This is a genomic window from Paraconexibacter sp., assembly GCF_041602235.1.
Lineage (GTDB): Bacteria > Actinomycetota > Thermoleophilia > Solirubrobacterales > Solirubrobacteraceae > Paraconexibacter.
This window is the reverse complement of sequence record NZ_JBFIGP010000135.1, coordinates 1-9820: the sequence shown is the minus strand read 5'-3', so window position 1 is coordinate 9820 and position 9820 is coordinate 1. Positions and strand designations below refer to the sequence as shown.

The following is a 9820-nucleotide window of genomic DNA, read 5'->3' as shown; positions in this document are numbered from 1 at the left end:
GCTCAGGCGACCTCTGCGCCCCTGCGTGAGCCCGAGGGCGACCACGTTGCGCCGGGTTCCGACGAGGTCCAGCACCTGGCGCAACGGCGCTGCCACGCGCTCGACACGAGCCGGGTCAGTGATGCCGAACACGGCGCGGATGATGATCTCCAACGTGATCGCCTGCATGCTCGGCAGGACGGGGAACCGCCGCCCGCGTGGCCAGCCCCCGATGTGCCGGGACGCGATCTCGTCCATGACCGCTCCGTAGCGCCGCATGCGCTCGCCGTGGAACGGCGGCAGCAGCATCTTCCGATGCCGCAGGTGCTCGGCGCCGTCCAGCAGCAACGTCGAGCCCGGCCCCAGGATCGGGGCCAGGACGATGTTGCCCTCACCCGCGTGCAGGACGGCCGGGTCGCCGGTGAAGACCTCCCGCACGGTCGCCGGATCGCTCGTGACGACGAGGACGCGGTCCTTCTGCGGCCGCAGGGTGAAGAAGTCCCCGCAGTCGGCCGCGCAGGCGTCGAAGAACCGCGTGGGCTTGACCAGGAAGCCCACGTCCATCATGTACCGCGAGAGCTGTGGGCGCGGCGGCAGCCCCGCGACACCAGGCATCCCGCGCCCGTCGCGGGCGGTGGACCCTGCTGCCGTGGGGGTGTCGAGCGGCTCTACGGCGTGGAGATCAGCGTCGCGGTGTAGGTGAGTCGAGCCGTGCGGTACAGGCAGTAGAACTGGGAGATCCCCATCTCCTTGGTCTGCGCCGTCTGACGGTCGAAGTCGTTGCACTTGCCCTTCTTGCGGCTCGCGCGCCACGACGTGGTCCCCGGGAGGTTCACGGCGAGCGCCGGCGCCCACGTGGGAACCGTCAGCCCGATGACCCAGCCCTTCTTGACCGGGATCGTCTTCTCGAGCGCGAACTGCACCGTCTGACCGAAGTACTTGGAGAGCTTCTGCGGCTCCCCCTGGTGCACGTTGCGGTAGTAGAGCTTGTTGCCCGGCCGCAGGATCGTGATCTGGGCGCGTGACTCGCCTCCGAGGTTCTCGTTGAAGAACTTCGTCTGGTCGGTCCCGGGCTTGCCGAGGCTCACGCTCCACGCCACGATGCGCCCGTCGCGCGGGATCACGTGGACGCTGCGGGTCGTCTCGACCTTGGCCTGGTACCCGGACGTCTTGCTGATCGCCAGGCACGGGCGGTCCGGACAGGCCGGCTTGGGCATCGGGTAGTCGGCGAGCTCGCCCTGCTCCGTGAGGGTGGCCAGAGCCGCTGCGGGCACGGCGAACACGGTGAGAGCGGCCATCATCGTGGCCTTCATCGATCGCTTCATCACCCCCATTGAACACAACCCCGCTCGCGAAGGTGCGCGACGACCCAGAAGTTGCGCGCGCAATAGACTTGCGCGTTGCCATGAGCGCAATCGAAACGGTCGGGCTGGAACGCGAGTACAGGGGCGGCCTCAAGGCAGTGGCCGGCGTCGACCTCCACGTGCAGGCGGGCGAGGTCTACGGCTTCCTCGGGCCCAACGGCGCCGGGAAGACGACGACGGTCCGGATGCTCGTGACGCTGCTGCGACCGACGGGCGGCCGCGCGACCGTCGCCGGATTCGACGTGGCGACCGAGCCGGCGCAGGTACGCCGCCGGATCGGCGTGGCGCTCCAGGAGGCGTCGCTGGACCTCCTGATGACCGGCCGCGAGCTCGTCGAGCTCCAGGCCACCCTGCACGGCATCTCGCCACGCGACGTCGCCGGCCGCACGCAGGAGCTCATCGAGCGCGTCGGGCTGACCCAGGCGCAGGACCGCCGCGTGGCGACCTACTCGGGTGGCATGCGCCGACGCCTCGATCTCGCCATGGCCCTCGTGCACGAGCCGGAGGTCCTCTTCCTCGACGAGCCGACGACCGGGCTGGACCCGGTGTCGCGGCTCACGCTCTGGGAGGAGGTCCGGCGGCTCAAGGGCGAGGGGACGACCGTCTTCCTCACGACCCAGTACCTGGAGGAGGCCGACCAGCTCGCCGACCGGGTCGGGATCATCAACCAGGGGCAGATCGTCGCCGAGGGGACGCCCGCGTCGCTCAAGGCGGAGATCGACCGTCCGCGGCTGAACGTCTCCCTCGTCGACCCCGACCGGCTCGAGCAGGCCCGGACGCTGCTGGCCGGGTTCGGGGACGAACGTCCGTCGACCGAGAACGCCGACCTGTCGTTCGCCGTGGACGGAGGCGCCAAGGCGATCGCGCCGGTCGTCCGGGCACTCGACGACGCCGGGATCGACGTCGCGGCGCTGCAGGTCGTGGAACCCTCGCTCGACGACGTGTTCGTGAAGAAGACCGGGCATCACCTCGAGGGGACGGACGCCGCTGCCGACGCCCACGGGGTCGCGGTCCCCCCCGCGGTGGAGCCGGCATGATCCGCGCGTCGGTCGCGCTCGGCCGGCGCGGGCTGCGCAACGCCTTCCGGCGACCGCAGTTCCTCGCCCCCCTGATCATCTTCCCCACCTTGTTCCTGGCCGTGAACGTGGGCGGCCTGAACCGCACCACCGACCTGCCGGGGTTCCCCGAGGTCGACGGCTTCCTGGACTTCCAGCTCGCCGCCGCGATCACCCAGTCCCTCATGCTCGGAGGCGTGAGCTCCGGGATCGCCATGGCCCTGGAGATCGAGGGCGGGTTCTTCGACCGCATGGTCGCCGCGCCGATCCCGCGCACGGCGATCGTCCTCGGGCGGCTGATCACGACCGCGGTGCTGGCGGTCGCGCAGATCGCCTACTTCGTGGTCCTCGGACTGGTGTTCGGCGCCAGCATCAAGGGCGGCTTCGAAGGACTGCTCGTGATGCTCGGGATCGGCACCCTCGCGGGGATCGGGTTCGGCGCGATCGGGACGACCCTCGCGCTTCGCGCCAAGAGCGCATCGACCGTGCAGGGCATCTTCCCGCTGGTGTTCGTCGTGCTCTTCATCAGCAGCGCGTTCTTCCCGCGTGCGCTGCTCAGCAGCCCGTCCGACACGATCGCCGAGTACAACCCGCTGAGCTACATCGCCGACGGCCTGCGCGACCCGATCATCTCGACGGTCAACGCGGCACCGGTCCTCGAGGGACTGGCCGCCGCCGGACTCGTCGCGGTGGCCGGGACCGCCCTCTCCGTGCTCGCCCTCCGCGGAAGGCTGCGTGACGCATGACCGCCAACCTCCTCATCGTGCGCGCGCTCATGTTCCGCGCCCTCAACGAGATCACCCGCGTGCCCGGGGCCGCGATCCCCGGCGTCCTCGCGCCCACGATCTTCATGGTCGGGTTGGCGAGCGTGTTCGGGAAGGCCGCGAACCTCCCCGGTTTCACGAGCGAGGACTTCCTGACGTTCATCGTCCCGGTGGGCCTCCTGCAGGGCGCCGGGTTCACCGGCGCGGCGACCGGGGTGAACCTCGCCCGCGACATCGAACAGGGCTGGTTCGACCGTCTCCTGCTCTGTCCGTCCCCGCGGGCGGCGCTGCTCTCGGGCATCGTCGCGAGCGCCGGCCTGCGGTCCCTGCTGCCCGGAACGTTCCTGTTCATCGTCGCGGTGCTCCTGGGCGTCGACTTCCCGGGCTTCCTGGAGCTCCTCGTGGCGGTCCCGCTCGTCATGGGCTTCGCGTGCCTGATGGCGTGCTGGGGCGTGATCCTCGCGCTGCGGTTCCGTTCCCAGCAGGCGGCGCCACTCATGCAGATGGGCAACTTCATCGCGGTCCTGTTCTCGACCTCGTACGCGCCCAAGGAACTCCTCGCCAACTGGCTCGAGGTCTTCGCCACGTTCAACCCCGTGACGCTGATCCTCGAGGGGGTCCGCCAGGGCTTCGTCGGCCAGGTCACGTGGGCCGACACGTGGCCCGCGTTCCTGTCGCTGGCGGGCCTGCTGGCGATCTTCGGCGCGCTCGCCGTACGCGGGCTGCGGCGCTACGGCATCTGAGTGCCGGGGACACCGTCCCCGGCCCGGCTCACTCCGGGCGGTTCGTCGTCGCCGAGGGCTCGCGCAGCTTCACCGTGCCGACCGTCGGCAGGTTCGGCGCAGCGTCGACGCAGCTCGTGCGGGTGCAGCCGGCGCGTGTCGACTCGGCGGAGAACCGCACCGTCGCGGGCTTGCCGATCGAGCTCTGCGAGAACTTGACGACCACCGTGCGCTTGCTCGACCGGGTCACCTTCGCGCCGGTCACGCGCTCCGGGAAGTCGTTGGTGCGCTCGCGCAGGACGCTGCCGCGCAGCTTCTTGCCGCTCTTGGTCGCGGTGATGCACACCAGGTAGTCGGGCACGACGCCCTCGACCTTGCTGCCGCCGGTGTACAGCCGCAGGCAGATCGAGCCCGGCGGCCCCCCCTTGGAGGCCACCAGGTCCTTCGGGGCCCACGACTCGGTCGCCGTCACCGCGGCACGCAGCCTGCCGTCGGACGCCCGACCGAGCTGCACGCGCATCAGGTCGATGGCCTTGCTGGCCGCGTCGGTGCGCGAGTCCCGCACCACGACCGGACGTGTCGAGATCGCAGCCACGGCGACGGCACCGGCGGTCACGACGACGCCCAGGACGGTCAGGGCACCGGTGTTCCGGGCACGGCGCAGCGATCGAGGTGCATGTGCACCGCGTCCGCGGTGGCGCCCTCGGCGTCCGTGGTCATCAGATGGCCGCATGCGGGAATCATGACGAACCGGGCGCCCGGGATCGCCGATGCAAGGGCGCGCCCGTGGTGAGGCGCCACGAGCCGGTCCTCCTCGCCGTGGACCACGGTGACGGGGAAGCGCCCGAGATGGAACAGCCGGTCGCGGACGTCGTGGCGCGCGATCGCGAGCAGCTGGGCATACACCGTCGCGGGCGGCGTGGCGTCGCGCACCCGCATCTCGAGGTCCTCCGCGATGCGCTCGGGGGCGGCCTCGAACGTCTGGGGCGCGTAGAGCACACGGGACAGCACCGGCCAGGACCTCTCCGGCCCCAGGAGCGGGCGCAGGGCGCTCGCCCCCAGCAGCCGCCACGGGGGCTGCCCGGAGCGGGCCACGGCCGTGGTGCACCCCAGCAGCAGCGACCGGACACGGTCGGGGTGGTCCAGCGCCAGGTGCTGGGCGATCATCCCGCCCATCGACACCCCATGGACGTGGGCGGCCTCCATGCCCGCGTGGTCCAGCACCGCGAGCGCGTCCCCGACGAGATCCCGGAGGCTCAGGATCCCGCGGACCGGATCGCTCTCCCCCGTCCCGCGGTTGTCCATGACCAGCAGCCGCAGCCGCGGCTCGAGATGGGGCAGCAGCCGCCACCACGCGTTGCCGCTGCCCCCGAGCCCCATGATCAGGAGCATGGTGTCGGGGCCGTCCCCGACCTCGCGATAGTGGATCCGGGTGCCGTTGTGCTCGGCGAACGGCACCGCTGCTCAGCGGCCCTGGAAGGTCGCCTTGCCCGGCCCGTCCGTCAGGAACGAGCGGACCGCGTTGCGGAGGTCCTCGGTGGCGAACAGCGGTCCGCTGATCTCCCCCACGAGGGCGTCCGCGGCGCGCGGGTCCTGCCGGACCCCGGCCCGCACGAGCTGCTTGGTGGCGTGGTGGGCCTTCGTCGGGCCGCCGGCGATGCGCATCGCGAACGACCGGGCAGCCTCGTCGAAGCCGTCGGCCGGCAGCACGCGGTTGACGACGTTCCACGACGCGAGCGTCGCCGCGTCGTAGAGCTCCCCGGTGTAGATCAGCTCCCGAGCCCGCGCCGGTCCCGCCCGCTCGGCGAGCCGCTGCGGACCGCCCATGCTCGGGGTGAGACCCACGACGATCTCCACGAGCCCGAACCGGGCCTTCTCCGAGGCCACCAGCAGATCGCACGCGAGGCTGATCTCGAACGCCGCGGTGAGGCACAGGCCCTGCGCCGCGAAGATCGTCGGACACGGCAGGTCCTCGATCTGCTGCAGGGGGACGAACAGGGCGTCCCACATGGCCGCGCCCTGCTCGGGGGTGAGGCCCTCGAAGACGTGGACGTCGACGCCGCCGCTCACCACCTTGCCCTCCGCACGGATCAGGAGCCCGCGGGGCGGCTCGGCCGCAAGCGCGGCGGCGGCCTGCGTGAACCCGTCCATCATCGCCTGGTCGAAGAGGTTGAGCGGTGGGCTGTCGAAGGTCATGACGGCCAGCGGGTCGCTCTGCTCGAGCCGGACGGGCCCGAAGGTGTGGGTCACGCTCATGCCAGCTTCTCCCCGGTCGCGCGGATGTCGTCCATGTCACCGGGCGTCGGGACCCACGGCAGGCGCAGGTCGTCCTTGTCCGGTTGGTCCTTGTAGCGCGGGATCACGTGCAGATGGAAGTGGAACACGGACTGCCACGCGTCCTCTCCGCAGCAGTTCAGGAGGTTGACGCCGTCAGCTCCCAGCCGGTCCTTGGCGCGGGCGGCGATCTCACGCGCCAGATCGGTGCACGCGTGGAGATCCTCGGCCGGGATGTCCAGCAGGTCGGTGCTGTGCTCGCGCGGGATGACCAGGGCGTGGCCCGCGGTCCCCGGGTTGATGTCCATGAACGCGATCGCGCGCTCGGTCTCGGCGATCCGCGTGGACGGGATCTCGCCCTGGAGGATCTTGCAGAAGATGCAGTCGGGATCGGCTGGCATGGCCGGGACCCTACGGGATGCGCGATCAGTGGCCGCGAGCCGCCAGCCAGGCTCGTGCGTGCGCGACGGCCTGCTCGGGGGTCCCGATCTCCTGCGCGTAGTGGGCCGCGGCCACCTCGCGCAGCAGCTCGCCGAGGACGGGGCCGGGTGCGAGCCCGACGGCCTGGGCCAGCTCGTCGCCGCGCATGATCGCCTGCGGACGATCGCCGTCCTGCCACGCGCGGATCGCCGGCAGCAGCTCACGGGCCAGGTCGAGATGGATCTCCGTGGCCTCCTCGCTCTTGCGTCCGGTGGTGGCCAGGCGGTCGGCGACGCTCAGGAGCGTGACGTCGAGCGTCACCGGATCGGTCCGCACCAGGTAGTCGAACAGGCGGCGGTCGTCGACCGGGCGGTGGTGCACCAGGAACCCGAGCCGCAGGTGATGCCGCGACAGCAACGCGACGTGGCTCCGCAGGCGCTCGCTCGCGCGCAGCCGCGTGAGGATCTCGCGGGTGACGGTCGCGCCGAGCTCGTCGTGGCGCGGGAACCCCAGCACCTGGCCGTCGTCGGCCCGCAGCTGGGTCGCCGGCTTGGCGATGTCGTGCAGGAGGGCGCCCAGCCGCAGCGCGGTCCCGCGTGTCAGCTCGTCGGCGAGCGGCTCGTCGAGGAACGCGGCGATCGCGGCCCCGTGCTGCTCGCCGAGGGTCGCGCCGGGGTCGTCCTGCAGGGCGCAGACGGCCTCGAGCACGGCCAACGTGTGGTCGTGCACGTCACGGTCGTGGTAGGCGTTCTGCTCCACACCGCGCAGGGCCTCGAGCTCCGGCAGGATCCGGGCGCTCAGGCCCAGGTCGGCCATGAGCTCGAGCCCGTGGACCGCGCGGTCGCTGGCGACGACGCGACGGAACTCGGCGAAGACCCGCTCGGCAGCCACGCGCTCGATCCCCGGGGCGTGTTCACGAGCCGCGAGGATCGTGGGCGGTTCGGGCTCGAGCCCGAGCTCGCAGGCGAACCGCGCCAGGCGCAGGACACGCAGCGGATCGTCGGGGAACGACGCCCCCGTGACCATGCGGAGACGATGGCGCCGGATGTCCCCGGCGCCATCGTGCGGATCGATCAGCCGGCCGCCGGCCAGCGGTTCGGCGATCGCGTTGACGGTGAAGTCCCGGAGCGCCAGGTCCTCCTCGATACCCGTTCCGCGCATGGGTGCGAGATCGATCTGCCACGCGCGGTCGGGGCCGATGACGCGCCATGCCCCGTGCGTGTCGGACAGCGCGAAGGCGGGCCCGCCGACCGCGAGGGCCAGATGACGGGCCGCCGCCCGGACGTCTCCGTCGACCACGAGGTCGATGTCGTCGATCGCACGGCCCAGCAGGCGGTCGCGGACCGCGCCTCCGACGAGCCAGACGGACTCGTCCCTGAGGGCCGCACGGGCAGCGTCGAGCGCCTCGCTCACGCCGCCGCACCGCCGGAGGTCACGCGGGGCACCCGCGGCAGGAGACCGCAGGTGACCTCGTAGTTGATCGTCCCGAGGGCGGCCGCGAGATCCTCCGCCAGGATGCGCTCGTCGCCGTCGCGCCCGAGCAAGGTGACCTCGTCGCCCACCGTGACCCCGGCCCCGTCCGGCCCCAGGTCGACCGTCACGTTGTCCATGCTGACCGTGCCGACCTGCGGGAAGCGGCGGCCGGCGATCAGGACGTCGGCCGCACCGGTGAGACCGCGGCGCCACCCGTCCCCGTACCCGATCGGCACCGTCGCGATCACGGTGTCCTGGTCGGCGACGAACCGGCGGCCGTAGCCGACGCTCTGCCCGGCGGCACAGGCCTTCACCGCCGCCACGTAGGAGGTCAGTCCGAGGGCTGGGCGCAGGCCGGCCGCGTCGGGATCCTCGCCGAACGGATCCATGCCGTAGATCGCGATGCCGCAGCGCACGAGGTCCAGGTGCGCCGCCGGCTCGCGCAGTGTGGCCGCGCTGTTGGCGGCGTGGCGCACGAGGTCCGGATGCGCCGCCTTCAGCGGTTCGCACCACGCGAGGAACCGCTCGAGCTGCTCGGGCATGAACGCGTCACCCCGCTCGTCTGCGGTCGCGAAGTGCGTCATCAGTCCGACGGCCTGGAGCTCCGGCGCCTCGATCGCGCGGCGCACCAACGCGTCGGCCACGCGCGGGTCGCGCGTCCCCAGGCGCCCCATCCCGGTGTCGAGCTTGACGTGCACGCGTGCGGGCCGTCCGGTGGGCGCCGTCGCGGCGACGGCCTCCAGGAACTCCGGCGTCCAGGCGACGACGTCGGCGCCGGCTCCGAGTGCGACGGAAATCTCGTCCGGCGTCAGCGCCCCCATGATCAGGATCGGTCCGGTGATCCCGGCGTCCCGCAGGTCGACCGCCTCCTTCGCGGCGACGACGGCGATCCAGTCGGCACCGCCCGCCTGGGCCGCCCGAGCGGAGCGGACGGCGCCGTGCCCGTACCCGTCGGCCTTCACGACGGCCGCCAGGGCCGCCTTCCCGGCCACGGTGGCGCGCAACCGCCGCACGTTCGCGGCGATCGCGTCGATGTCGATCGTCGCCTGTGCTCGCTCCATCACTCCTCGGCGAGCGCCGCGAGCACGTCGATCCGGGTGACGAGGCCGACGAAGCGACCGTGCTCGACGACCGGCAGCCGGTTGTGCCCGCTCGAGGCGATCAGCTTCGCGGCGTCACGCACCGTCGCGGTGACGTCGATCGTGTCGGGGTCCTCGGTCATGAGGTCCCGCACCTTCGACGCGAACGCCTTGCGCAGGCGGCCCTCGAAGCGGTGCAGCGACTCGAGGAACACGATGCCGCCGAACAGCTCGATGTAGTGCGGGAGATGCAGGTCGCCCTGCTCGTCGGCGATGATCAGGTCGCGCTCCGTGACGATGCCGACGCAGCGGCCCCCGTCGTTGATCACGGGCAGGCCCGGGAGCTCGTTCCCTCGCATGAGCCGGATCGCCGTCTCGACGTCGGTGTCGGGCTCGACCGTGATCGGGTCGGCGTCCATGATCTCGGCGACGGTCTGCTGGGCCATGCGGGGCAGCCTACCTGTCGGACGCGTCGGCCCGGGCACGGCCGAGCGCCGCCACGACATCGCCGGCGATGACGCTGTCCACGCCGTGCTGCTCGGCAGCCAGGACGCCGGCGCGGAGGTGCAGCTGCACCCCCGTGCACGCGGCCGTGAACGGGTCGAGGTCCTTCGCCAGGAGGGCCGCGACGACGCCGGAGAGCACGTCTCCCGTTCCCGCGGTCGCGAGCCCCGGGGCACCGCCCTGACT

13 protein-coding genes are annotated in these 9820 nt (G+C 72.0%); 3 read left to right on the top strand and 10 right to left on the bottom strand.

Annotated features, from left to right (window positions below; translation table 11 throughout):
* On the bottom strand, window positions 1-594 hold a 594-nt coding region (locus ABYE80_RS11955), incomplete at its 3' end, for a cytochrome P450 (protein ID WP_372790509.1).
* 53 nt (window positions 595-647) lie between these two features.
* Window positions 648-1304: a hypothetical protein gene (locus ABYE80_RS11950; protein ID WP_372790508.1), complete on the bottom strand. Its 657-nt coding sequence runs from the start codon at window positions 1302-1304 to the stop codon at window positions 648-650.
* A gap of 80 nt (window positions 1305-1384) precedes the next feature.
* On the opposite strand from ABYE80_RS11950, the gene ABYE80_RS11945 reads away from it, so the two are divergent.
* The 3 genes from ABYE80_RS11945 to ABYE80_RS11935 are packed head-to-tail and all read left to right on the top strand — an operon-like array spanning window position 1385 to window position 3905.
* Window positions 1385-2380, top strand: a complete 996-nt coding sequence (locus tag ABYE80_RS11945; RefSeq protein ID WP_372790507.1) for an ATP-binding cassette domain-containing protein — start codon at window positions 1385-1387, stop codon at window positions 2378-2380.
* Window positions 2377-3144 carry an ABC transporter permease gene (locus ABYE80_RS11940; protein WP_372790506.1) on the top strand — a complete coding sequence of 256 codons (768 nt, stop codon included), beginning with the start codon at window positions 2377-2379 and terminating at the stop codon, window positions 3142-3144. The genes ABYE80_RS11945 and ABYE80_RS11940 overlap by 4 nt, the downstream gene beginning before the upstream one ends.
* Entirely contained in the window at window positions 3141-3905 is a 765-nt protein-coding gene (locus ABYE80_RS11935; protein WP_372790505.1) for an ABC transporter permease, read from the top strand. Before ABYE80_RS11940 ends, ABYE80_RS11935 begins: the two co-directional genes overlap by 4 nt.
* Before the next feature lie 28 nt (window positions 3906-3933).
* On the opposite strand, the gene ABYE80_RS11930 is transcribed toward ABYE80_RS11935, so the two are convergent.
* From ABYE80_RS11930 to ABYE80_RS11895, 8 genes are all read right to left on the bottom strand, one after another.
* On the bottom strand, window positions 3934-4500 hold the full coding sequence (locus ABYE80_RS11930) for a hypothetical protein (RefSeq protein ID WP_372790504.1): 567 nt from the start codon (window positions 4498-4500) through the stop codon (window positions 3934-3936).
* Between the two features lie 17 nt (window positions 4501-4517).
* Window positions 4518-5342 (bottom strand): alpha/beta fold hydrolase, encoded by an 825-nt coding sequence (locus ABYE80_RS11925; protein ID WP_372790503.1) that lies wholly within the window; start codon window positions 5340-5342, stop codon window positions 4518-4520.
* A 6-nt stretch (window positions 5343-5348) separates the two neighbouring features.
* A complete protein-coding gene (locus tag ABYE80_RS11920; protein WP_372790502.1) occupies window positions 5349-6140 on the bottom strand; it encodes an enoyl-CoA hydratase/isomerase family protein in 792 nt (263 codons plus the stop codon).
* Window positions 6137-6559 (bottom strand): HIT family protein, encoded by a 423-nt coding sequence (locus ABYE80_RS11915; protein WP_372790501.1) that lies wholly within the window; start codon window positions 6557-6559, stop codon window positions 6137-6139. Before ABYE80_RS11915 ends, ABYE80_RS11920 begins: the two co-directional genes overlap by 4 nt.
* A 25-nt stretch (window positions 6560-6584) precedes the next feature.
* Complete coding sequence (locus tag ABYE80_RS11910; RefSeq protein ID WP_372790500.1) at window positions 6585-7991, bottom strand: HD domain-containing protein; 1407 nt, start codon at window positions 7989-7991, stop codon at window positions 6585-6587.
* Window positions 7988-9112, bottom strand: a complete 1125-nt coding sequence (gene alr, locus ABYE80_RS11905) for an alanine racemase (RefSeq protein ID WP_372790499.1) — start codon at window positions 9110-9112, stop codon at window positions 7988-7990. Before alr ends, ABYE80_RS11910 begins: the two co-directional genes overlap by 4 nt.
* A complete protein-coding gene (locus ABYE80_RS11900) occupies window positions 9112-9576 on the bottom strand; it encodes a CBS domain-containing protein (protein WP_372790498.1) in 465 nt (154 codons plus the stop codon). The genes alr and ABYE80_RS11900 overlap by 1 nt, the downstream gene beginning before the upstream one ends.
* A 10-nt stretch (window positions 9577-9586) precedes the next feature.
* Window positions 9587-9820: NAD(P)H-hydrate dehydratase (locus tag ABYE80_RS11895; protein ID WP_372790497.1), on the bottom strand; the 234-nt coding region annotated here is incomplete at its 5' end.